The organism is Pseudonocardia sp. DxW (genome assembly GCF_058448985.1).
In genome coordinates this window covers 1-22,134 of sequence record NZ_JBZFLK010000033.1, presented here as the reverse complement: position 1 = coordinate 22,134, position 22,134 = coordinate 1, and the positions used below count along the sequence as shown (strand labels likewise).

22 protein-coding genes and 1 pseudogene are annotated in these 22,134 nt (G+C 74.6%); 9 read left to right on the top strand and 14 right to left on the bottom strand.

The window, feature by feature from the left end; genetic code table 11:
* Window positions 1-8: 8 nt before the first annotated feature.
* Complete coding sequence (locus ACVJO7_RS31190; RefSeq protein ID WP_491675936.1) at window positions 9-1,613, bottom strand: alanine/glycine:cation symporter family protein; 1,605 nt, start codon at window positions 1,611-1,613, stop codon at window positions 9-11.
* 139 nt (window positions 1,614-1,752) lie between these two features.
* On the opposite strand from ACVJO7_RS31190, the gene ACVJO7_RS31185 reads away from it, so the two are divergent.
* Complete coding sequence (locus ACVJO7_RS31185) at window positions 1,753-2,391, top strand: class I SAM-dependent methyltransferase (protein WP_491675935.1); 639 nt, start codon at window positions 1,753-1,755, stop codon at window positions 2,389-2,391.
* A 10-nt stretch (window positions 2,392-2,401) separates the two neighbouring features.
* Here the strand turns inward: ACVJO7_RS31185 and ACVJO7_RS31180 are convergent, their stop codons facing one another.
* The 6 genes from ACVJO7_RS31180 to ACVJO7_RS31155 form a co-directional block, all read right to left on the bottom strand.
* A complete protein-coding gene (locus ACVJO7_RS31180; protein WP_491675948.1) occupies window positions 2,402-3,421 on the bottom strand; it encodes a ferrochelatase in 1,020 nt (339 codons plus the stop codon).
* Window positions 3,422-3,527: 106 nt separating this feature from the next.
* Window positions 3,528-4,304, bottom strand: coding sequence for an enoyl-ACP reductase FabI (gene fabI, locus ACVJO7_RS31175; protein WP_491675934.1), 777 nt, complete (start codon window positions 4,302-4,304; stop codon window positions 3,528-3,530).
* Window positions 4,305-4,327: 23 nt separating this feature from the next.
* On the bottom strand, window positions 4,328-5,038 hold the full coding sequence (fabG, locus tag ACVJO7_RS31170) for a 3-oxoacyl-ACP reductase FabG (RefSeq protein ID WP_344017403.1): 711 nt from the start codon (window positions 5,036-5,038) through the stop codon (window positions 4,328-4,330).
* 58 nt (window positions 5,039-5,096) lie between these two features.
* Entirely contained in the window at window positions 5,097-6,086 is a 990-nt protein-coding gene (locus ACVJO7_RS31165) for a VWA domain-containing protein (protein ID WP_491675933.1), read from the bottom strand.
* A complete protein-coding gene (locus ACVJO7_RS31160; RefSeq protein ID WP_491675932.1) occupies window positions 6,083-7,006 on the bottom strand; it encodes a DUF58 domain-containing protein in 924 nt (307 codons plus the stop codon). The genes ACVJO7_RS31165 and ACVJO7_RS31160 overlap by 4 nt, the downstream gene beginning before the upstream one ends.
* The gene (locus tag ACVJO7_RS31155; RefSeq protein WP_344017400.1) at window positions 7,003-8,049 is read right to left on the bottom strand and encodes an AAA family ATPase; all 1,047 of its coding nucleotides are present in this window, start codon (window positions 8,047-8,049) and stop codon (window positions 7,003-7,005) included. The genes ACVJO7_RS31160 and ACVJO7_RS31155 overlap by 4 nt, the downstream gene beginning before the upstream one ends.
* 120 nt (window positions 8,050-8,169) lie before the next feature.
* On the opposite strand from ACVJO7_RS31155, the gene ACVJO7_RS31150 reads away from it, so the two are divergent.
* From ACVJO7_RS31150 to ACVJO7_RS31125, 6 genes are all read left to right on the top strand, one after another.
* A complete protein-coding gene (locus tag ACVJO7_RS31150) occupies window positions 8,170-9,897 on the top strand; it encodes a dihydroxyacetone kinase family protein (RefSeq protein WP_491675931.1) in 1,728 nt (575 codons plus the stop codon).
* Entirely contained in the window at window positions 9,891-10,658 is a 768-nt protein-coding gene (locus tag ACVJO7_RS31145) for a triose-phosphate isomerase family protein (RefSeq protein WP_491675930.1), read from the top strand. Before ACVJO7_RS31150 ends, ACVJO7_RS31145 begins: the two co-directional genes overlap by 7 nt.
* The gene (locus ACVJO7_RS31140) at window positions 10,655-11,365 is read left to right on the top strand and encodes a GntR family transcriptional regulator (RefSeq protein ID WP_491675929.1); all 711 of its coding nucleotides are present in this window, start codon (window positions 10,655-10,657) and stop codon (window positions 11,363-11,365) included. Before ACVJO7_RS31145 ends, ACVJO7_RS31140 begins: the two co-directional genes overlap by 4 nt.
* 96 nt (window positions 11,366-11,461) lie before the next feature.
* Entirely contained in the window at window positions 11,462-12,397 is a 936-nt protein-coding gene (locus ACVJO7_RS31135) for a sugar phosphate isomerase/epimerase family protein (protein ID WP_491675928.1), read from the top strand.
* Between the two features lie 11 nt (window positions 12,398-12,408).
* Window positions 12,409-13,377, top strand: coding sequence for a 3-hydroxyacyl-CoA dehydrogenase family protein (locus ACVJO7_RS31130; protein ID WP_491675927.1), 969 nt, complete (start codon window positions 12,409-12,411; stop codon window positions 13,375-13,377).
* Entirely contained in the window at window positions 13,374-14,144 is a 771-nt protein-coding gene (locus ACVJO7_RS31125; RefSeq protein ID WP_491675926.1) for an SDR family NAD(P)-dependent oxidoreductase, read from the top strand. The genes ACVJO7_RS31130 and ACVJO7_RS31125 overlap by 4 nt, the downstream gene beginning before the upstream one ends.
* Window positions 14,145-14,226: 82 nt before the next feature.
* Here the strand turns inward: ACVJO7_RS31125 and ACVJO7_RS31120 are convergent, their stop codons facing one another.
* A complete protein-coding gene (locus ACVJO7_RS31120) occupies window positions 14,227-15,372 on the bottom strand; it encodes a M20 family metallopeptidase (RefSeq protein WP_491675925.1) in 1,146 nt (381 codons plus the stop codon).
* Between the two features lie 87 nt (window positions 15,373-15,459).
* Here ACVJO7_RS31120 and ACVJO7_RS31115 point away from each other — a divergent pair, with 87 nt between their 5' ends.
* Window positions 15,460-15,696, top strand: a complete 237-nt coding sequence (locus tag ACVJO7_RS31115) for a PLDc N-terminal domain-containing protein (protein ID WP_491675924.1) — start codon at window positions 15,460-15,462, stop codon at window positions 15,694-15,696.
* 16 nt (window positions 15,697-15,712) lie between these two features.
* On the opposite strand, the gene ACVJO7_RS31110 is transcribed toward ACVJO7_RS31115, so the two are convergent.
* Together ACVJO7_RS31110 and ACVJO7_RS31105 are read right to left on the bottom strand one after the other, a co-directional pair.
* Complete coding sequence (locus ACVJO7_RS31110; protein WP_344017390.1) at window positions 15,713-15,940, bottom strand: hypothetical protein; 228 nt, start codon at window positions 15,938-15,940, stop codon at window positions 15,713-15,715.
* Window positions 15,941-15,980: 40 nt separating this feature from the next.
* Window positions 15,981-16,733: a sulfite exporter TauE/SafE family protein gene (locus ACVJO7_RS31105; protein WP_344017389.1), complete on the bottom strand. Its 753-nt coding sequence runs from the start codon at window positions 16,731-16,733 to the stop codon at window positions 15,981-15,983.
* 106 nt (window positions 16,734-16,839) lie between these two features.
* On the opposite strand from ACVJO7_RS31105, the gene ACVJO7_RS31100 reads away from it, so the two are divergent.
* Window positions 16,840-17,490, top strand: a complete 651-nt coding sequence (locus ACVJO7_RS31100) for a TetR/AcrR family transcriptional regulator (RefSeq protein WP_491675923.1) — start codon at window positions 16,840-16,842, stop codon at window positions 17,488-17,490.
* Here ACVJO7_RS31100 and ACVJO7_RS31095 read toward each other — a convergent pair.
* The 4 genes and pseudogenes from ACVJO7_RS31095 to ACVJO7_RS31080 form a co-directional block, all read right to left on the bottom strand.
* On the bottom strand, window positions 17,487-18,761 hold the full coding sequence (locus tag ACVJO7_RS31095; RefSeq protein WP_491675922.1) for an RNA polymerase sigma factor: 1,275 nt from the start codon (window positions 18,759-18,761) through the stop codon (window positions 17,487-17,489). The genes ACVJO7_RS31100 and ACVJO7_RS31095 overlap by 4 nt on opposite strands.
* An 89-nt stretch (window positions 18,762-18,850) precedes the next feature.
* Window positions 18,851-19,222, bottom strand: a complete 372-nt coding sequence (locus ACVJO7_RS31090; RefSeq protein ID WP_491675921.1) for a YciI family protein — start codon at window positions 19,220-19,222, stop codon at window positions 18,851-18,853.
* 290 nt (window positions 19,223-19,512) lie between these two features.
* On the bottom strand, window positions 19,513-21,108 hold the full coding sequence (locus tag ACVJO7_RS31085) for an ATP-binding cassette domain-containing protein (RefSeq protein ID WP_491675947.1): 1,596 nt from the start codon (window positions 21,106-21,108) through the stop codon (window positions 19,513-19,515).
* 796 nt (window positions 21,109-21,904) lie between these two features.
* Window positions 21,905-22,134, bottom strand: a pseudogene (locus ACVJO7_RS31080) (hypothetical protein); the annotation flags it as partial.

Here is a 22,134-nt window from a genome sequence, read left to right as displayed (position 1 = left end):
TCAGCGGGTCAGAGCATGGACCGTTCGGACGGCTCGACCTCAGTGACCTCGCCGCTGCGCAGCTTCTCCCGGAAGGCCTTGACCTCCCGCTTCACCACCGGCGCGAGGATGTAGAGGCCGATGATGTTGAACACCGAGAGCAGGAAGAGCACGGCGTCGGCGAAGTCCAGCACGCTGCCGAGGCTGAGCACCGCGCCGACGACCACGAACATGCAGAAGATCAGCTGGTAGATCCGCTCGGACAGCAGCGTCTTCCCGAACAGGTATGTCCAGGCCTTCTGCCCATAGTAGCCCCAGGTGATCATCGTCGAGAGCGCGAACAGCGCGACCGCTAGGGTCAGCACGTACGGGAACCACGGCAGCACCGTCTCGAAGGCGTTCGAGGTGACGACGACGCCGTCCGGCCGCTCGGCACCGTCGGAGCTGAACGCGGTCTCCCGTGCCTGTTCCCAGAACGGGGTGCCCGCGATGACGATCGTCAGCGCTGTCATGGTGCAGATGATGACCGTGTCGACGAACGGCTCCAGCAGGGCGACGTAGCCCTCGGTGACCGGGTTCTTCGTCCGCACCGCGGAGTGCGCGATCGGGGCGGAGCCCAGCCCCGCCTCATTGGAGAACGCGGCCCGCTGGAAGCCCACGATCAGCGCGCCGATCGCCCCGCCGATCACGCCCTCGGCGACGAACGCACCGGAGATGATCATGCCGATGGCGGAGGGGACCTCCGCGATGTTCACAGCGATTACGATCAGGCAGGCGAGGACGTAGATGATGCCCATCGCCGGGACGAGCCGGCTGGTGACCCGGCCCACGGACTTGACGCCGCCGAAGATCACCGCGCCCACGACCGCCGCGAGGATGAGGCCGAAGACGAGCGCGGCCCCGGCGCTGCCGAGCATGCCCTCGTCACCGCCGGTGACGTCGCGGAGCTGGGCGAACGTCTGGTTCGACTGGAACATGTTGCCGCCGGCGACGCCGAAGAACAGCAGCATGACCGCGGCGCCGACCGCGAGGACCCGGCCGAGGTAGCGGCCGAACGCGTTCGGGATCCGTTCGGCGACGCCCTTGCGCAGGTAGTGCATCGGCCCGCCGGAGACCGTGCCGTCGTCGTGGATCTCTCGGTACTTCACACCGAGGGTGCACTCCACGAACTTGGTGCACATGCCGAGCAGGCCGGCCACGATCATCCAGAAGGTGGCACCCGGCCCACCGATGGTCACTGCGACACCCACGCCGGCGATGTTGCCCAGTCCCACCGTCCCGGAGACGGCCGAGGTGAGGGCCTGGAAGTGGGTGATCTCGCCCGGCTCGTCCTTGCGCGTGTACTTGCCGCGCACGATCCGCAGGGCCAGTGCGAAGGCCCGGAACTGGACGAAGCCGAAGTAGATCGTGAAGATGACCCCGGCCAGGATCAGCCAGGCCACGATCCACGGGAAGCTGACCCCGAACAGGGACACCTCGTAGAAGACGACGGCGGAGAGCCCGGACGCGAGCGGTTCGAACACCGAGTTGATCGCGCTCTCGACAGCCCCGAGCACCCCGGGTTGCGACGGTGCGGCGAGGACCTCGGTGGGCGGCGGGCCGAAGGCACCGCTCGCATGGGACACGTGCGACATGACCCGGTACCTCACCCGATGCGGGGACCGAGCGCAACATTTCACGCAAACGGTTACTACCTCGTCATCGACGGCGCGTTGACCTCGACCCGACTTCAGCACCCAGCCTGGGCGGTGACACCGGTCCGGAAGGAGCACCATGGACATCACACCGCCCGTCTCCCGCTTCGAGCAGGCCTACCGCGACGGCGACCCGCCGTGGGTGATCGACGAGCCCCAGCCCGCCGTCGTCGCGCTCGCGCGCGCCGGGGCGTTCACCGGGTCCGTGCTGGACCTGGGATGCGGCACCGGGGAGCACACGATCCTGCTGACCCGGCTCGGCCTGGACGTGCGTGGCGTCGACGCGTCCGCCGCCGCCGTCGAGCGGGCCGGGGCACGCGCCGAGGCGGCCGGGGTGCCTGCCCGCTTCGCCGTCGCCGACGCGCTGGACCCGGCAGGGCTCGGCCCGGTTGACACCGTTCTCGACAGCGCGCTGTTCCACCTGTTCGATCCCGCGGACCGGGCCCGGTACGCTCGAACGCTCACCGGGGTGCTGCGCCACGGCGGCACGGTCCACCTGCTCGCGCTGGCCCGCACCGGGGACGGGGCCGAGTTCGGGCCGGTGATCGACGCGGCCGACATCGGCGCGGCGTTCTCCGCGCCGGAATGGGCCGTCGAGCGGGTCACCGCCGTGACCTACCGGGGTGTCGTCACACCGGATCTCGCAGCCGCTCGCGAAGAGCCGGCGGGCGCCCGGGTGGACCTCCCGGCGCACCTCGCCGCGATCCGGCGCACCTGATCCCGGTTCCTCAGGCAGGGCGGCGCCGCGGCGGCAGGCAGCAGTCCACGGCGCACGGCACGCCGTCGCGGGTGCACCCGGCAGCCGGGACCGTCCCGAGGCGGCGCGGAGCAGCTGCGTGCACGTGTTCGGCCACCAGCTCGACCACCATGTCGGCGAACCTCGGGTCCGGGCCCGCGGTTGCGGCGCGTGCAAAGCCCATACCGTGTTCCCCTGCGCGCTCGGCGGCCTCGTTGTCCAGGTCCCAGATGACCTCGACGTGATCGGACACGAACCCCACCGGCGCGACGACGACCGCCGGGACGCCCTTGGCGTGCAGGTCGTCGATGTGGTCGACCACGTCCGGCTCCAGCCACGGCACCTGCGGCGGCCCGGAGCGGGACTGCCAGACGACGTCGAAGTCCTCGATGCCGAGCTCCGCAGCGACCAGCGCGGACGCCTCGGCGACCTGCCGGGAGTACCGGTGCCCGCCCTCGGCCGGGGTCCCGGCGGCGGCGTCGGCGGCGTTCGGGACCGAGTGCGCGGTGAACACCAGCCGCGCCCCGGCGCGCTGCCCGGCGGGCAGCCGGTCCAGCGCTGCCCGGACGGCGTCGGCGTTGGCGCGCACGAACTCCGGATGGTCGTGGAAGTGCCGCAGCTTCACCAGCTCCGGCGCCGACGGCCCGACCGCGTCCCGGGCACGGGCGATGTCCTCGTGGTACTGCCGGCACGCCGAGTAGCCGCCGTAGGCGCTGGTGGCGAACACCAGCGCCCGCCGGACGCCGTCCCGGGCCATGTCCCGCACGGTGTCCTCGGCGAACGGGTGCCAGTTGCGGTTGCCGAAGTAGACCGGCAGCGGGGTGCGGGCCGCGATCGCCGCGACCAGCTCCCGGTTGCGGGCGTTGATCGGGGACACCCCGCCGAAGTGCTGGTAGTGCTCCTCCACCGCGTCCAGGCGTTCCGGGGGCACCCCGCGGCCCCGGGTCACGTTCTCCAGGAACGGCCGGACCTCGTCGGGGGCCTCCGGACCGCCGAAGGAGAGCACCAGGATGGCGTCGGGATCGGCGTCGGGATCGGCGTCGGGATCGGCGTCGGGATCGGCACAGCCCCGTTCGTGGCGGGGCTGTTCGTGGCGGGGCTGCTCGGGCACCCCCCGATTAGACACCCACCGCGTGCACGCCGCCGTCCGCCATGACCATCGAGCCGGTGGTCGTGGGCAGCCAGTCGGACAGCACCGCGCATACCGTCTTCGCCACCGGCACCGGGTCGTTCATGTCCCAGCCCAGCGGTGCCCGCTTGTCCCACACGTCCTCGAACGCGCCGAAGCCCGGGATGGACTTGGCCGCCATCGTCTTCACCGGGCCGGCCGCGACCAGGTTGACCCGGATGCCGTCCGGCCCCAGGTCGCGGGCCAGGTAGCGGGTGACCGACTCGAGCGCCGACTTCGCGACGCCCATCCAGTCGTAGGCCGGCCACGCCTGCCGGTTGTCGAAGTCCATCCCGACGATCGAGCTGCCCGGCCCGAGCAGCGGCTTGCAGGCCACCGCCAGCGACTTCAGCGAGTACGCGCTGACCTGGATGGTGGTGGCCACGTCCGCCCACTCGGCCTTCAGGAAGGCGCCCTCACCGAGTGCCCCGGGCGGGGCGAAGCCGATCGAGTGCAGCACGCCGTCCAGGCGCGGCTCGTCCCCCAGGTGCGGGCTGATCCGCTCGACCAGGGTGGCGAGCTGCTCGGAGTCCGACACGTCCAGCTCGACGACCGGGGCCGGCTTCGGCAGCCGCTGGGCGATCCGCTCGACCAGCCGCATCCGGCCGAAGCCGGTGAGCACCACATCGGCACCCTGCTCCTGGGCGATCTTGGCGGAGTGGAAGGCCAGCGAGGCGTCGGTGATCACCCCGGTGATCAGCAGCCGCTTGCCGTCGAGCAGTCCCATGACGTCCTTTCGGGGGTGTACTTCTAGTGGCCCATGCCGAGGCCGCCGTCGACCGGGACGACCGCCCCGGTGACGTACCCGGCGCCGGGCGAGGCGAGGAAGGTGACCACGGACGCGACCTCGTCCGGGTCGGCGTAGCGGGCCAGCGGGATGGTGCCGAGGATCTCGGCGCGGCGCTTCTCGCCGAGCGCCCGGGTCATGTCGGTGTCGACGAAGCCGGGGGCGACCACGTTCGCGGTGATCCCGCGGCTGCCGAGCTCGCGGGCGACCGAGCGGGCCAGCCCGACCAGCCCGGACTTCGAGGCGGCGTAGTTGACCTGCCCCGCGGAGCCGGACAGCCCGACCACCGACGACACGAAGACCATCCGGCCGCCCTTCGCCCTCAGCATCCCGCGCGAGGCGCGCTTGGCGACCCGGTAGGCCGCGGTCAGGTTGGCGTCGACGACCGTGGTGAACGACTCCTCGCTCATCCGCATGAGCAGGCCGTCGTCGGTGATCCCGGCGTTGGAGACCAGCACCTCGACCGGACCGTGCGCGGCCTCGGCCTCGGTGAAGGCGGCGTCCACCGAGTCGGCGTCGGTCACGTCGCAGTGCACCGGCAGCAGATCGTCGGGCAGACCGTCCTTCCCGGAGCGGTAGGTCACCGCCACCTGGTCGCCCTGGGCCGCGAACGCCGTCGCGATCGCCAGGCCGATGCCGCGGTTTCCTCCGGTCACGAGCACGCTGCGTCCCACGGGGGGTGAACCTAACGCACTACCGACCGGTACCGCGGACCCCGCGTGGGGACGAAGCTCACGGCAGCCGCCTGCCGAGCAGGATCCCGGCGGCCAGCCCGCCGATCAGCAGCGCGAAACCGCCGATCAGCCACGGCCGGCTGGCGTCGACCTCGCGCTCCTCGTAGCCGAGCTCCTCGGACAGGTCGGAGTACACCGCGCGCAACTCGGACTCGGTGGCGGCGGTGAAGAACTGCCCGCCGGAGAGCTGCGCGATGCGCTCCATCGAGGCGTCGTCGACGGCGACCGGGGTCCGGCCGCCGTCCAGCTCGATCGTGCCGTAGCTGGTGCCGAACGAGATCGTCGAGACCGGGATGCCGCGCTCGGCGGCCTCCGACGCGGCGGTGAAGGAGCCGCGCGGCTCGTTCTCGCCGTCCGGCCCGGGCACCGTCTGGGTGCCGTCGGAGAGCAGCACGATCCGGGCCGGCGGCGGCACGCCCTCGGCGTCCGGGCCGCCCTGCAGCGAGCGGGAGAACGTGTCGATCGCCTGCATCGCGGTGAAGATCGCCTCACCGGTCGCGGTCGACTCGGCGAGCTGCAGGTTGTCGACACCGTTCTTCACCGCGGGCCGCTCGGTGGTCGGCGAGACCAGCACCGCGGCGGTCCCGGCGAACGAGACCAGTCCCAGGTTGACGCCGGGGGTCAGCTGGTCGGCGAACTGCTTGGCCGCCGACTGCGCGGCGGCCAGCCGGGTCGGGGCCACGTCGGTCGCCTTCATCGACAGCGAGACGTCGATCACCAGCATCACCGTGGCCCGGTTGCGCGGGACCTTCGCCATCGCCTGCGGCCCGGCCAGCGCAACGGTCAGCACGGCCAGCGCGGTGATCATCGCGATCGCCGGGACGTGCCGCCAGCGCCCGGGGCGCCGCGGCGCGACGGTCTCCAGCAGCTCCAGGTTGGTGAACCGGACGACGTCGCGGCGGCGCCGGCGCAGCAGCCACACGTACCCGGCGGCCAGCGCCGCGACGATCAGCAGCCCGAGCAGCCACCAGGGGGTCGCGAACCTCATGCCGGCGCCCTCCCGGCGCCCGCCCAGGCGTGCCTGCGGGCCACGGCGAAGCGGACGATGTCGGCCACCCAGTCCCGGTCGGTGCGCAGTGTGAGGTGCGCGGCGCCGCAGCGGCGCAACACGTCGGCGACCCGGTCCCGGTGCGCGGAGGCGGCGGCGGCGAACTCCCGGCGCAGCAGCGGCGTGGTGGCGACCTCGCGCTGCCGGCCGGTCTCCGGATCGGCCAGCACGACGGTGCCGACGTCGGGCAGCTCCAGCTCGCGCGGGTCGACGACCTCGATCGCGAGCAGGTCGTGCCGGCCGGACAGGGCGCGTAGCGACCGCTCCCACACCGGCTCGCCGAGGAAGTCCGAGAGCACCGCGACCAGGCCGCGGCGGCGCGGCGGGCGGCGCAGCTGGTCCAGCACGGCGCCGAGATCGCCGCGCACGCCGTCCGGGGCGGTCGGCGTGGTCGCAACCCGCCGGACCAGCCCGCGGGCGTGCACCAGGCCGCCCTGCGCGGGCAGCCGCACGACCTCCGCGCCGTTGCTGACGACGGCGCCGAGCCGGTTCCCGCCACCGGCGGTCAGCTGGGCGACGGCGGTCAGCGCGGCCAGCACCAGGTGCCGCTTGTCGGTGTCGGCGGTCCCGAAGTCGAGGCTGCGGGACAGGTCGACGGCCGCCCAGGTCTCCAGCTCGCGATCGGCGACGGTGTCCCGCACGTGCGGCGCGGTGGTGCGGGCGGTCACCGACCAGTCCATCCGGCGGACGTCGTCGCCGGGCTGGTAGGGCCGCGCCTCCCCCGGCTCCCCGCCGGGCCCCGGCAGCAGGCCGGTGTGGTTGCCCTGCAGCAGCCCGTCCAGCCGGCGGCGGACGGTCAGCTCCAGGGTGCGCAGCGACGCCTCCAGCCGGCCCTGCCCGCCGTCCGGGCCTGCCGTCACGCCGGACCCTGCCCCGCCCCGCCGGGGCGCGCGCTGACCTGCGGCAACGGCACGGTCTGCAGCACCCGGGAGACGATGTGGTCGACCGGGACCTGATCGGCGACGGCGTCGTAGGACAGCACCAGCCGGTGCCGCAGCACGTCCGGCGCGACCTCCAGCACGTCCTGCGGGAGCACGTAGTCGCGGCCGCGGACCAGGGCCAGCGCCCGGGCGCCGGAGACGATGCCGAGCGAGGCGCGCGGCGAGGCGCCGTAGGCGATCCAGGACGCGACGTCGGACAGGCCGTGTTCGTCCGGCAGCCGGGTCGCGACGACCAGGCGCACCACGTAGTCGACCAGTGCGTGGTGCACGAACACGTCGGCGGCGGTGCGCTGCAGGCGGACCAGCTCGGCCGGGGTGAGCACCTGGCCGGCGGTCGGCGGCTCGGAGCCCATCCGGTAGATGATCTCCCGCTCCTCCTCGACGCCCGGGTAGGAGATCATCAGCTTGAACAGGAAGCGGTCGCGCTGCGCCTCGGGCAGCGGGTAGACGCCCTCGTTCTCGATCGGGTTCTGGGTGGCCAGCACCAGGAACGGATCGGGCATCGGGTGGTCCCGCCCGGCCAGCGAGAGCTTCCGCTCGGCCATCACCTCGAGCATCGCGGACTGCACCTTCGCGGGCGCCCGGTTGATCTCGTCGGCGAGCACGAAGTTGGCGACGACCGGGCCGAGCTCGACATCGAACTCCTCGCGCCCCTGCCGGTAGATCCGGGTGCCGAGGATGTCGGCGGGCACCAGGTCCGGGGTGAACTGCAGGCGGGAGAAGCTGCCGCCGACGACGCGGGCGAAGGTCTCCACGGCGAGCGTCTTGGCGACGCCGGGGACGCCCTCGAGCAGCAGGTGTCCCCTGGCGAGCAGGCCGACCAGCATCCGCTCGACGAGCCGGTCCTGGCCGACGATCACCCGCTTGACCTCGAGCACCGCGCGCTCGAGCCGCTCGGCGTCGCGCGCGGGTGTGCTCGGGGAGCCGGACGCGGGGAGGTCGTTCGACGGACTCGTGCTCACCCTGGCATTCGATCGCGGTGCCCGTGTGACGCCGGTGAAGGAGACACCTGACCGGGCTTCCCACATCCTATAGGATTATCCGGAGCCACAGTCTCCGATCCGTTCGACGATGGGACCGCGATGACGCGCCTGTTCAACGACCCCGACGACTTCGGCGCCGAGATGACGGCGGGCTTCGCCGCCGCGTCGGCCCGGTGGGTGCGCGCCCACCCGGGCGGCGTCGTGCGCTCCACCGCCGATCCCGGACCGACCGTCTCGCTGGTGGTCGGCGGCGGCTCCGGGCACTATCCGGCGTTCGCCGGGCTGGTCGGGCCGGGACTGGCGCACGGCGCCGCGATGGGCAACATCTTCGCCTCGCCGTCCACCCAGCAGGTGCACTCGATCGCCGCCGAGGCCGACCAGGGCCGCGGGGTGCTGCTGTCCTACGGCAACTACGCGGGCGACGTGCTCAACTTCGACGCCGCCCAGGAGCGGCTGCGCGCCGAGGGCGTGGACTGCCGGACCGTCGTCGTCACCGACGACGTGTGGAGCGCCGGGTCCGACCGGCGCGCCGACCGCCGCGGCATCGCGGGCGACCTCACCGTCTTCAAGGTCGCCGGGGCGGCCTGCGCCGCCGGCCACGATCTCGACGACGTCGAGCGGGTCGCCCGGCTGGCCAACGACCGGACCCGCTCGCTGGGTGTCGCCTTCGGTGGCTGCACGCTGCCCGGCGCCGGCGAGCCGCTGTTCCGGGTCCCGGAGAACCGGATGGCGGTCGGGCTCGGCATCCACGGCGAGCCCGGCATCGACGAGACCGACGTCCCGACCGCCGCCGCGCTCGCCGAGCTGCTGGTCTCCACTCTGCTCGCGGAGATCCCGGACGGCGCGGGCAGCCGGGTCGTGCCGATCCTCAACGGGCTCGGCTCGGTGAAGTACGAGGAGCTGTTCGTCGTCTACGGCACCGTGCACCGGCTGCTCGCCGAGGCCGGCCTGGACGTCGTCGATCCCGAGGTCGGCGAGTTCTGCACCAGCTTCGACATGGCGGGCGCCTCGCTCACCCTGCTGTGGCCCGACGACGAGCTGGAGCGGCTCTGGACCGCCCCCTGCGACACCCCGGCGTTCACCCGCGGCCGGGTCGACGGGCAGCGGACCCGGTCCGCCGCCGCACCGGCCGCCGGCCCCGCGGCCACCGCCGTGATCAGCGAGGGGACCCCGGAGTCGCAGGCCTGCGGCAGCCGGATCGCGGCCGCACTCGCCGACGTCGCCGCGGAGCTCGACGCGCACGCCGACGAGCTCGGCAGGCTGGACCGGATCGCCGGGGACGGCGACCACGGCATCGGCATGCAGCGCGGCGGCCGGGCCGCCCGGGACGCCGCCGCCGACGCGGCGGACCGCGGGGCGGGTGCCGGGACCGTGCTGCGCCGGGCCGCCGACGCCTGGGGCGACCGGGCCGGCGGCACCTCCGGCGCGATCTGGGCGGCCGCGCTGGACGCGTTCGGCGGCGCGCTGGGCGACGGGGCCGCACCGGACGCGCGCGCCGTCGCCGACGCGGCCCGGGCCGCCGAGCAGGCCGTCGAGAAGTCCGGCGGGGCCGCGGTCGGCGACAAGACGATGGTCGACGCGATCGTCCCGTTCGTCGCCACCCTGGACGAGCGGGTGGCCGCCGGGGACGGACTGGCCGCCGCCTGGGCGGTCGCCGCGGACGCCGCGACCGCGGCCGCCGAGGGGACCCGCGAGCTGCGCGCCCGGCGGGGCCGGGCACGATCGCACGGGGACCGCAGCATCGGCACCCCCGATCCGGGGGCGGTCTCGTTCGCACTGGTCGTGCGGACCGTCGGGCACCGGTTGCGGGAGGAACCCACGTGCTGATCGGCATCAGCTTCAAGACTTGGTTCTCGCACGCGCGCACCCTGGACTGGCTGCGCGCGGTCGCGGCGACCGCCCGCGGGCACGACGCCGTCGTCTCCGGCGCGGTCCGGCTGTTCGCGATGCCGCAGTACCCGACCATCCCGGCCGCCGTCGGGATCGCCGCCCCGGCCGGGATCGCGATCGGCGCCCAGGACATCGCCGAGCACGACGACGGCCCGTGGACCGGCGAGGTCACCGGGCCGGTGCTGGCCGAGGTCGGCGCGACGATGGCCGAGGTCGGGCACGCCGAGCGGCGCGCGCACTTCGGCGAGACCGGTGCCGTGGTCGCCGCGAAGACGCTCGCCGCGCTGCGCAACGGGCTGACCCCGGTGCTGTGCGTCGGCGAGGCCGGGCGGGACTCCCCGGGGCGGGCCGCGGACGCCGTGCGGGCCCAGGTCGACGACGCGCTCGCCCCGGCCCGCGCGGCCGGGACCGGCGGGCCGCTGGTGGTGGCCTACGAGCCGGTGTGGGCGATCGGCGCCCCGGAACCGGCACCGCCGGCGCACGTTCGGGAGGTCGGCGCAGCACTGCGCGCGCACCTGGCCGGCGAGCCGGACGCCCGGGTGATCTACGGCGGAAGCGCGGGCCCCGGCCTGCTCCCGCAGATCGCCGACGGCGTCGACGGGATGTTCCTCGGCCGGTTCGCGCACGACCCGGCGGCGGTCGGCACCATCCTGGACGAGGTGCTGGCCCTCGGCCCGGCCGCGGCGCGGGCCCGATGAGCGCCACCCCGGGTCTGCGCGGCGGGATCGAGCGCCGCGGCCTGCGCGACCACGTCTACGAGCGGATCCTGGAGCTGCTGCTCAGCGGCGGTCTGGAGCCGGGCGCCCGGCTCGGGATCGACACCATCGCCCGCGATCTGGACGTCTCCCCCACCCCGGTGCGGGAGGCGATGGTCCAGCTGGAACGCACCGGCCTGGTCACCCGGGAGGCGCTGAAGGGCTACCGGGTCGCGCCGCCGCTGGGCGCGGACCAGCTCGCCGAGCTCTTCGACGCCCGGCTGATGCTGGAGACGACGGCGACCCGGATGGCCGCCCCGGCCGGTCCCGAGCTGCTCGCCGAGCTGCGCCGCGCGCAGCAGCAGCACGCCCGGATCGGCGAGCGGGTGGCCGAGGCGCTCGACGCCGGCCGGGTCGACCTGCCGCTGACCGCCGAGTACTTCGCCGCCGACACCGGCTTCCACGCCGTGCTGCTGCACCACTGCGGGAACCGCTACCTGCTCGACATGTCCGAGACCCTCGGCGCCCAGCTGCACCGGATGCGGCAGACCGCGCTGCGCGGCGTGCCGGACGTCGAGGAGGCCGTCGCCGAGCACGCCGCGGTGGTCGAGGCGTTCGCCTCCGGGGAGGCCGACGCGCCGGTCGCGGCGATGACCCGGCACCTGCAGAACGTCCGGGAGCGGTCGCTGCGGCTCGAACGCGGGGACTGAGCGCCGGCCGCCCGGGGCTGTCGCACGATTGACGGCGGCCAAGAATCCTATAGGATCTCTGAAAGAGACTCGCACCGCCGCGACCGAGGAGCCGCCGTGACCGCTCGCCCCGATCTCACCGCCGACACCTGGCCGATCGCCGTGTGCATGCACGGCTTCGCCCCGGTCGGCCGGGACGGGATCGCCCTGCACGACGCCCCGGCCGAACGCTGGGACGCGCTGTTCGCCGAGGTGGCCTCGCTCGGCTTCACCGAGCTGGAGCTGGCCGACTCGCACATCCGCCCGGCCGACCTGGAACCGGTCCGCCGGGCCGAGCTGCTCTCGATCGCCGCGGAGCACGGCGTGTCGATCATCTCGGTGCACGTGCAGCGGCAGAGCGTGCTGCAGCCCGGCCGGGAGGACCGCAACCTCGACTACGCGCACCGCACCATCGACGCCGCCGCCGAGATGGGCATGAGCGTGTTCTCCACCGGCCTGCACCATCCGTTCTCCGAGGCCCAGAAGCGGGCGCTGTGGTTCTGGACCGCGCCCGGCTGGAAGGACCCGGACGACGCCGACACCCGCGCGTTCGCCGTCGACCGGCTGCGCGAGCTCGGCAAGCACGCCCAGGACGCCGGGCTGCCGATGGCCCTGGAGATGTACGAGGACACCTACCTGGGCACCGCCGACTCCGCCGTGCAGCTGATCCAGGAGATCGGCCTGGACAACGTCGGCCTCAATCCCGACATCGGCAACCTCGTGCGGCTGCACCGGCCGATCGAGGACTGGCGGGAGATGCACGCCAGGACGCTGCCCTACGCCAACTACTGGCACGTCAAGAACTACACCCGGGACGAGGCGGGCGACGGCTCCTGGTTCAGCTCCACGCCGACCTCCATGGAGCTCGGGCTCATCAACTACCGCCAGGTCGTGCGGGACGCCGTCGAGCTCGGCTTCCGCGGCCCGTTCCTGATGGAGCAGTACGGCGGCGACTCGCTCGGCGTCTGCGCCACCAACCGCGACTACCTGCGCACCCTGCTCCCCCGTCCCTGAGGAGACCCAGCATGACTCTCACCGGAACCCACGCGGTGATCGGCAGCGGCTACATGGGCGGCGGGATCGCCCAGGTACTGGCGCTGGCCGGCGCGCACGTCCGGATCGCCGACGTCGACCCGGCGACCACCACCGCCAACCGGGAACGGCTGATCGCCGAGGCGAAGCAGTTCGCCGCCGACCGGCTGTTCCCCGCGCACGCACCGGACACGATCGCCGAGCGGGTGACCGTCGCCGCGTCCTACGAGGAGGCCGTCGAGGGCGCGACGTTCGTCGAGGAGGCGGTGCCGGAACGGATCGAGATCAAGCACGACGTGCTGCGCCGGGTCTCCGCGGCGGCCGCACCGGAGACCGTGATCGGCTCCAACACCTCGACCATCCTGATCGGCCGGATCGCCGAGGCGGTGCAGCACCCGGAGCGGTTCCTCGGGGTGCACTTCTCCAATCCGGCGCCGTTCATCCCGGGCGTCGAGGTGATCGCGCACGCCGGCACCGACGAGTCGGTCATCCCCGGCGTCGAGGAGATCGTCCGGGCGACCGGCAAGCACCCGGCCCGGATCTCCGACGCCGACGGCTTCGTGCTCAACCGGCTGCAGTACGCGCTGTTCGAGGAGGCGTCGAAGCTGGTAGCCGAGGGCGTCGCGAACGCCGAGGACGTCGACACCATCGTCCGCACCACGTTCGGTTTCCGGCTGCCGTTCTTCGGCCCGTTCGCGATCGCCGACATGGCCGGGCTGGACGTCTACAAGTTCTGCTTCGAGTCGCTGCAGGGCCGCTGGCCGGAGCGCTTCGCCACCCCGCCCGCGCTCGCCGAGCACGTCGAGAACGGCCGGCTGGGCACCAAGTCCGGCGGCGGGTTCCTCGACGTCCCGGCCGACCGGGTGCCGGAGCTGGTCGCCTACCGCAACCGCGCCTACGTGCGGATGCAGCAGCTGCTCGACGAGCTGGGCCCGCCCCCGGTCCAGGAGGCCGGCCGGTGAGTGCGCCGTTCCCCGCGGAGCGCACCGTCGTCCTCACCGGCGCCGGTTCCCCGCGCGGGATCGGCCGCGCCACCGCGTTCCACCTGGCCGGGCTCGGCTGGAACGTCGGGCTGATCGACGTCGACGGCGACGCGGCCGTCGCGACCGCCGCCGAGGTGGCCGCCGCGCACGGCGTGCGCGCCGCCGGGACCGGTGCCGACGTGGCCGACCGGGCCGCCGCGGTGGCCGCCGTCGACGCCCTGGAGGACGAGCTGCCGCAGCTGGTCGCGCTGGTCGCGTTCGCCGGGGTGTCCTCGCCGGTGCCCTACCTGGAGGTCGACGAGGCGGAGTGGCGCCGGGTCGTCTCGGTCAACCTGGAGGGCACCCACTGGGTCACCCAGCGGGTGGCCCGGTCGCTGGTCGGGAACGGCGTCGGCCGGATCGTCGGGGTGTCGTCGGTGTCGGCGCAGCGCGGCGGCGGCACCTACTCGAAGACGCCCTACTCCGCGGCCAAGGCCGGGATCGTCGGCCTGATCCGGTCGGTCGCCCGCGAGCTGGGCCCGCACGGCGTGACCGCGAACGCGATCTCGCCGGGCCCGATCGACACCGACATCATGGGCGGCACCCTCGGCGAGGAACGCAAGGCCGCGATGGCGGCCGACGGCGTGCTCCCGCGGATCGGCACCCCGCGCGACGTCGCGGCCGCGGCCGCCTACCTGATCAGCGCGGACGCCGGCTTCGTGACCGGCCAGACGCTCAACATCGACGGCGGCCTGTACATGCACTGACGGTCCGCGTGGACGACCCCACCGGCACCCGGTCCGCGGCCGGTCGTCCGCGGCAGCAGCGCAGCGGCCGGTGCAGCGGCGTTCAGGCCAGCGCGTGCAGCAGCGCCGCGATCAGCGCGGTCCGGTGCACCATCCCGGAGGCCAGCGCGTGCTCGTGCCGGGCGTGCGCACCGGCGCCGAGCGCCCCGAGCCCGTCGAGCACGGCGATCCCCCGGGCCGCGAGGAAGTTCGCGTCGCTCGCCCCGCCCACGGCGATCTCGGCCAGGTCGGTGCCGATCCCGGCGGCGGCGGTCCGGGCGATCCCGTAGAGCTCCGCGGTGGCGGGTGTCCGCTCCATCACCGGACGGTTCCACTCGCCGGTGACCCGCAGCGCCGCGTCCGGGTGGTGGGCGCGCAGCCCGGCCAGGACGCCGTCGATCCGGGCGGCCTCGGCGTCGTCGGACACCCGGACGTCGATCTCGCACCAGGCGTGCCCGGCGGTCACGTTGGAGCGGGTGCCGCCGCCGAGCACACCGACGTTCACGCTGGTCCCGGCGTCGAGATCGCGGGCGGCGTGCAGCGCCAGCACCGCGCGGGCCAGCTCGTCGACCGCGCTCGCCCCGGCCGTCGGGTCCAGTCCGGCGTGCGCCTCGACGCCGTCGACGTCGAGCCGGAACATCCCGACGCCCTTGCGCGCGGTCTTCACCTCCCCGCCCGGCCCGGCCGCCTCGAACACCAGACCGGCCCGGGCGTCCTCGGCGGCCCGCTCGATCACCGGGCGGGACACCGGCGAGCCGATCTCCTCGTCACCGGTGAGCAGCAGCCGCAGCGGCGGCAGCGCGAGCCCCTCGACGCGGGCGAGCCGGACCGCCCACAGCGCCTGGACCAGCCCGGCCTTCATGTCGAACACGCCCGGCCCGGTGATCCGGTCGCCGTCCACCGCGAACGGCATGGTGTCCAGCGTGCCGAGCGGCCACACCGTGTCGTAGTGGGCGAGCAGCAGCACCGGGGGTGCGGTCGATCCGCCGGTGCCGTCGTACTCCAGCACCCGCACGTCGCCGTACCGGCCGCCGGGCACCAGCGACGACGACGCGGCCGGGCCCAGCCGGTCCCCGACCAGCCCGTCCAGCCAGGACAGTCCCTTCTCCAGGGCGGGCCGGTCGTCGCTCGGGGTCTCGATCTCGACGTACCCGCGCAGGTCCTCGATCATCGCCGGCAACGCGGCCCCGGCCGCCCCCGTCAGGCTCATGGCTGTCCCCTCCCGCTCGTGCTGACACGGTAGGCCCAGCCCGCCGGGCGGCTGACGGGGTGCCTCCCGTCTGCAAGGATCGGGCTCATGACGGCGCGGACCACGGCGCGGACCACGGTGCGGTGGAACGAGCTGGGGACCTCCGGCCGGATCGCGGTGGTGATCGCGGCGGTGCTCCAGCTGGGACTGCTGGGAGCCGCCTGGGCGGACCTGGCGCGGCGCTCGCCGTCCGAGGTGAACGGTCCGCGCTGGGCGTGGGCGCTGGCGTCGCTGGTGAACTTCGCCGGCCCGATCACCTACTTCGCGCGCGGCCGGAAGCGCTGACTCCCCCGGGCCCCGCTCACTGCGCCGGCGGGTCCTGCTCGACGAACCGCAGCGTCATCGCCAGGTAGTCGCGCAGCGACACGGTCCCCGGTGCCCGCCGGAACCGGCCCCAGATCGCGTTGGCCGCGGCCGGGCTCAGCGCGCGCGAGTGCGCGACGGTCGCGCGCACCTCCGCCTCGGCGATGTCGCGGCCGGCCAGCGCCGCGAACGCGGCCACCAGTCCGGCCGCCCGGTCGTCGTCCATGCGCCCAGCAGAGCACGGACCACCGACAGTGACCGGCGCGCTAGTCCAGCAGCAGGAACACGATCGCCGCGACGCCGATCACCACGATCACCCCGCGCAGCACCGCGGGCGGCAGCCGCCTGCCCACCTTCGCCCCCAGCAGGCCGCCGACGATCGAGCTCGCCGCGATGATCCCGACGACCGTCCAGTCGACCGGCGCCACCACCGCGTAGATCACGCCCGCGACCAGGTTCACCACCGCGGCGAGGGTGTTCTTGAACGCGTTGAGCCGCTGCAGCGGGTCCGACAGCAGCAGCCCCAGCAGCCCGACCAGCATGATTCCCTGCGCGGCGGTGAAGTAGCCGCCGTAGATGCCGACCGCGAAGACCGCCAGGTACACCAGCGGCCCGGACGCCCCGGACCGGCCGGCACGATCCTTCAGCCGCCGGGCGAGCAGCGGCTGCACCGCGACCAGCAGCACCGACAGGCCGACCAGGACCGGCACGATCGTCTCGAAGGCGTCCGGTGGCAGGGACAGCAGCAGCGCGGCCCCGCCGATCGCACCCAGGAACGACGCGACCGCGTAGCCGGCGAGCCTGCGCCCGTGCCCGGCCAGCTCCCTGCGGTAGCCGACGGCGCCGGTGATCGTGCCGGAGATCAGGCCGATCGCGTTCGACGTCGTCGCCGTCACCGGCGGGTACCCGAGCGCGACGAGCACCGGGAAGGTCACCAGGGTCCCGGAGCCGACCACGGTGTTGATCAGTCCGGCCCACAGCCCGGCCAGTGCGATGACCGCGACCTCCCACCCCTGCACCCGGAGCACTCTAGGTGTCGCGCCGGCGGACCGGGCGGGTCGGCGCTGCGTATGCCTTACGCCACGTGCGTAGGCGGTTCCACGCACTGCGTGTCATGATCAACAGGTGCCGTCGACGACCTCCGAGGACCCCCGCTGGGCGGCCCCGCCCCGGCCGCCCGGACGCACCCTCGACCGGGCACGGATCGTCGCGACCGCACTGGAGATCGCCGACGCCGAGGGGCTCGACGCCGTCTCCATGCCCCGGCTCGCCCGCGAGCTGGGGTCCGCCCCGATGTCGCTGTACCGGCACGTGCCCGGCAAGGACGCGCTGGTCGCCCTGATCCTGGAGTCGGCGCTCGGTGATCCGCCGGACCTGACCGGCTGCCCGGTGCGGCTCGGGCTGGAGATCTGGGCGACGGCGCTGCGCGAGGTGCTCGCCGAACATCCGTGGGCGGTGCGGCTGATGGCCGGGCCGCGGCAGGCCGGGCCGGCCGAGTGCCGGTGGGCGGAGACGCTGCTCGCGCACGTCGTCGGGGCCGGCCGTCCGCTGGGGACGGCGGTGGAGGTGCTGCACCTGGTGCACGGCTACGTGCGCGGGGCGGCCGCGCTGGCCGGTGACCGGCTGCCGACCGTCGCGGACCTGGAGCGGTCCGGCCGGGCGGACGAGCTCCCACTGCTGGCCCGGCTGCTGGGTGGCGCGGTGGTCCGCGGCCCGGGCGGCGGGGAGCCGCTGTTCGAGAGCGGGCTGCGGCGGGTGCTCGACGCCGCCCGCTAGTCCCCGGCGACGGTCTCCCGGCGCCGGAGGAGGAAGCGCCGCTCGACCGGGTTCGTGGTGAGCGCGAGGGCCGCGTCGTAGGCTGCTGCCGCCTCCGCGGCCCGGCCGAGGCGGCCCAGCACGTCGGCCCGGGCCGCGGGCAGGTACGGGTAGCGGGCGAGCGCCGGATCGCCGGTGAGCGCGTCCAGGTCGGCGAGCACCGCGCCGAGATCGGCGCCCGGGACCCGGCTGCGGGCGGCGGCCCGGTTGAGCGCGACCACCGGCGACGGTGCCACCCGCATCAGCGCGTCGTACATCGTGACGATCAGCGCCCGATCGGTCCGCTCCGGTGACGGCGCGACGGCGTGCAGCCCGGCGACGGCCGCCTGCAGCGCGAACCGTCCGTGCCCGGCGTCCGGACGCAGCGCCGCCGTCGCCAGGGTGAGTCCCTCGGCGATCATCCGGCGGTCCCAGCCGGAGCGGTCCTGGTCGTCGAGCAACACCAGCTCACCGCCGCCGTCGGTGCGGGCCGCGGCGCGTGCCTCGGTGAGCAGGAGCAGCCCGAGCAGCGCCCGCGGCTCCGGCTCGCCGGGCATCAGCCGGACCAGCATCCGGGCCAGCGCGAACGCCCGCCCGGTCAGGTCCGTGCTGGTCAGGGTGGGGCCGGAGCCGACGTGCCCGGCCGTGTAGAGCAGGTGGACGACGGTCAGCACGGTGTCCAGGCGGGCCGGCAGCTCGTCGTCGTCCGGTATCCGGAACGGGATCCGGGCCGAGGCGATCTTGCGTTTGGCCCGGGTGATCCGCGCCGCGACGCCGGCCTCACCGGCGAGCAGCACCGAGGCGATCGCGGCGGTGTCGACGCCACACAGCAGGCGCAGGGTCAGCGCCACCTGTGACTCGCGGGCCGGCGCCGGGTGGCAGCAGGTGAACACCAGCCGCAGCGGATCGGCGGGCTCGGGCTCGGCGTCCGGCCCGGGCCGGGCACCGCCCGGACCGGCACTGCCCGGTCCGGCACCCCGGGGCCCGGCGCTGCCGGCTCCGTCACCGCCGGGGCCGGCACCGCCGGGTCCGGCACCGCCGGGCTCGATGAGCAGCGGGAACCGGCGGCGCAGTGCCGTCTCGCGTCGCAGCCGGTCGAGCGCGATCCGGCGGGCCGTGGTGGTGAGCCAGCCGGTGGGGTTGTCCGGGACGCCACCGGCCCAGGCCGAGAGGGCCCGGACGAACGCGTCCTGTGTGCAGTCCTCAGCGAGATCGAGATCGCGGGTGGTGCGGGCGGTCGCGGCGACCACCACCGGCCACGCCTCCCGGTACGCACGGCGCAGCGCCGCACCCGGCCCGGCCCCGGCAGCCCCGCTCCCAGCAGCCCCGGTCCCAGCCCCGCTCAGGGGGTCGCCGCGTCGTCGTCGCCGGTGTCGAGCACCGGCCGCACCTCGACGGTGCCGGCCGGGCAGATCGCGGCGAGCCGCAACGCGACGTCGAGATCGGCCGCCTCGATCACGTAGAAGCCGCCGAGCGCCTCCTTGGTGTCGGCGAACGGCCCGTCGGTCACCATCGGCGTCGCACCGTCCCCGCGCCGCACCGTAGTGGCCGACGATGAGCGTTCCAGCGCCTCGCCGCCGACCACGCTCGCCCCGGCCGCCCGCACCGCGTCCATGAACTCGTGGTGCAGCCGCATCTCGTCGGCCATCCCCTGCTCGTCGACGCCGTCGTACCAGTCCTCGGAGTCGAACATCAGGAACACGTACCGGGCCATCGTGGCTCCCCTCGGGTGTACGGCTCCGCCGGCCGGTCCGGCGCCGCCACCCACCTGACGAACGGGGCGCGCCGGGATCGACACCATTTTCGCATCCGTTGTGTGATCCGTCTCTCATCCGTCGCGCCATCCGCACCCGACGACGGGCTGCCGGACCGGTTCGACGCGGCCGCGGGCACGCTCCGCGGCAGGTCGGTCGCCCGGCGCCGTACCCAGTGATCAGGGCCCGGTGATCAGTGCCCGGTGATCAGCCCGCCCGGGTGCAGGGCCGGCCGGCGCCGCCCGCCCGGTCAGGGGCCGGACCGACCCGGTCCGGCGGGGCCACCGAGCTCCTGGCGCGGCCAGTCCGCGAGATCACGCAGGAGCTGCCGGTCGTGCGTCGCGACGACGACCGTGGCACCCGTGTCGTGCAGCGCCCCGGTCAGCTCGTCGACCAGCGTCGCGGACAGGTGGTTGGTCGGCTCGTCGAGGAGGATCACCCCGGGCCGTCCGGCGAGGGCCAGCGCCAGGTCGAGGCGGCGGCGCTGCCCCTGCGACATCCGGCCGACCGGCACCGCCGTCGCTTCTCGGTCCAGCAGCCCGAGCGACCCGAGCGGCACCGTATCGGCGTCGGTGAGCAGGCCCCGGGCGACCAGCCGTCCGACGTGCCGGGTGTGCACCTCCCGGGCGGTCAGCCCCGGGTCCCAGGCCGCGGTCTCCTGACCGAGGAGCGCGATCCGCGCGCCGGCCGCGGTCCACACGTGGCCGCGGTCCGGGGCGAGGACGCCGGCCAGGACGGCGAGCAGCGTCGACTTCCCGGCGCCGTTGGGTCCGGTCACCAGCAGCCGGTCGCCGCCGTCGAGGTCGAGCCGGTCCGGCCCGTCCAGCCGCCCGTCGACGGCCACCCCGTGCGCCCGCAGCTGTGGTGCCCCGCGACGGACGCCGGGCTCCGGCCACCGCAACGAGGGCGGTGGCGCCGGCACGTCGAGCCGGTGCGCATCGAGCGTCTCCTGCTGCCGTTTCAGTGCCTGCACGACGCCCGGCGCCCGGGACTGCCGCTGGTGCTTCCCGGCCCCCTTCTCCGGACGCCAGCCGGTGCTGAGCCGGTCCCGGGCACGGGCGACGGCGTCGGCCAGCCTGCGGTGCTCGGCCCGCTGGTCGTCGTGGTCCCGGGCCCAGCGGTCCCGTTCCCGACGCCGGGCGTCCTGCCAGGCGTCGTAGCCGCCGGCGTAGAGCCGGGGCAGGCCGTCGCGGGTCGGATCGAGATCGAGGAACCGGTCGGCGACCTCGCGCAGCAGGGCCCGGTCGTGGCTGACGACGGCGAGCCCGCCGGGATGCTCGCGCAGCGTCGCGGTGAGGAAGTCGAGCCCTGCGGCGTCGAGATGGTTGGTCGGCTCGTCGAGCAGCAGAACGTCGTGCCGGGCACCGAGCAGGCACGCCAGCCGGACCCGGTAGCGCTGCCCGACCGAGAGCGTCGCCAGCTCACGGTCGCGGTCGGTGCAGGCGGCGAGGGCGGCCAGCGCGATGTCGAGCCGGCGCTCGGCGTCCCACGCGTCGAGCCGGGTGGCGGTGTCCAACGCGGCCGCGTACCGGTCGTCGGCGCCGGTGACGCCCTCGACCAGCCCGCGTGTTGCCGAGTCCAGCGCGCGCAGTGCGCGCTGCGGCGCCAGCAGCGCCTGCGCGGTCAGCGTGCCCACCGTCTCGCCGGTACGGGCGGACAGCTCCTGCCGGGCGAGCCCGAGGGTGCCGGTGCGGTGCACGCGTCCCTCGTCCGGTGTGACGATGCCGGCCAGGACGTGCAGCAGCGTCGTCTTGCCGCGCCCGTTCTCACCGACGACGGCGATCCGGGACCGCGCGGAGACGGTGACCGAGAGGCGGTGCAGGATGCGCCGCGCCCCGCGGGTCACGGAGACGCTGTCGGCGCGTAGGTGCGCGGTGCCGCCAGCGGTGCCGCCAGCAGTGCCGTCAGCAGTGCCGTCAGCAGTGCCGTCAGCGGCGTCGGCAGCGGCGTCGTCGGGCGGGTAGGCGGCGGCGAGATCAGGGTGTTCGGGGTGGTGGTTCACGAAGTGCTCCGCAGCTCGCAGTGGAGCCGGGCAGCACAAGATCGCCGCCCGGCGGGCAACCGGAACGGCGGACGCGATCAGAAGGAGAGGTGAGGCGCCGCCGTCAGCGGGCGCTGCGGACCTTCTGCGACCAGATACCTCGTGCCATGGGGTCGACGCTAGCAACGGACCGCACTCCGGACGAGCGGATATGTCCCACAGGACCGGCACCGGCGCAGCGGTCCCGCCGGCAGCGCCGGCGGTCGCGTCAGCCGCACCGGCCGCGGCCGGTCATGTCGTGCGGCCGCGCCGGCGACGCCGACCGCTGCCCGCGCTCATGCAGCCGCGCAGGCGGCTCTCCCACAGCCCGCGTTCGTGCGGCCGTGCCGGGCGCGGCGTTCGGGAACCGCGGCCCCGGACGTGCTGTCGTCGACCCGTGACGGCATCCGGCACCGTCCACGAGAGCCGGCCGTGAGCCGCTCCGGCCCGCTCGCGTGGCACGCTCCGCGGAAGCGTCGCTCTCCGGCGGACCCTCGAAGCCGTCGGCTCTGCCGCCCGAGGCGATCGGCAGCCACGCAGGTGGGTATGTCGGCGCCACTCCGGTGCCTCCCTCAATGCGTTCCCAGGGCACCTTCCCAGGGCACCTTCCCGCGGTGCTGGCTCAGAACGGCGGCACGTCATCGCCACCGTCCCCTGTGGTCTCGCTCCGCCCACTGTCGCCGGACCGTTCCGCCTCCCCGTCACCGGTGGTCGCGGTCCGCGAAGTGCTGCTGCGCAGTGTCGTGCCCGTGTCGCCGAGGTGGGGTCGGTAGTCGTGTGGGTGGGTGGTCTCCCGGTGCCCGCACGGGCTGATCCAGGTCAGTGAGCCGTCGGCTGCGGCGAGGACCTGCC

Excerpts from the sequence above, each read along its gene's own strand:
- ACVJO7_RS31190 (WP_491675936.1), bottom strand. The coding sequence starts at position 1,613 with ATGTCGCACGTGTCCCATGCGAGCGGTGCCTTCGGCCCGCCGCCCACC.
- ACVJO7_RS31185 (WP_491675935.1), top strand. The coding sequence starts at position 1,753 with ATGGACATCACACCGCCCGTCTCCCGCTTCGAGCAGGCCTACCGCGAC.
- fabI (WP_491675934.1), bottom strand. The coding sequence starts at position 4,304 with ATGGGACTGCTCGACGGCAAGCGGCTGCTGATCACCGGGGTGATCACC.
- ACVJO7_RS31165 (WP_491675933.1), bottom strand. The coding sequence starts at position 6,086 with ATGAGGTTCGCGACCCCCTGGTGGCTGCTCGGGCTGCTGATCGTCGCG.
- ACVJO7_RS31150 (WP_491675931.1), top strand. The coding sequence starts at position 8,170 with ATGACGCGCCTGTTCAACGACCCCGACGACTTCGGCGCCGAGATGACG.
- ACVJO7_RS31140 (WP_491675929.1), top strand. The coding sequence starts at position 10,655 with ATGAGCGCCACCCCGGGTCTGCGCGGCGGGATCGAGCGCCGCGGCCTG.
- ACVJO7_RS31130 (WP_491675927.1), top strand. The coding sequence starts at position 12,409 with ATGACTCTCACCGGAACCCACGCGGTGATCGGCAGCGGCTACATGGGC.
- ACVJO7_RS31120 (WP_491675925.1), bottom strand. The coding sequence starts at position 15,372 with ATGAGCCTGACGGGGGCGGCCGGGGCCGCGTTGCCGGCGATGATCGAG.
- ACVJO7_RS31115 (WP_491675924.1), top strand. The coding sequence starts at position 15,460 with ATGACGGCGCGGACCACGGCGCGGACCACGGTGCGGTGGAACGAGCTG.
- ACVJO7_RS31110 (WP_344017390.1), bottom strand. The coding sequence starts at position 15,940 with ATGGACGACGACCGGGCGGCCGGACTGGTGGCCGCGTTCGCGGCGCTG.
- ACVJO7_RS31090 (WP_491675921.1), bottom strand. The coding sequence starts at position 19,222 with ATGGCCCGGTACGTGTTCCTGATGTTCGACTCCGAGGACTGGTACGAC.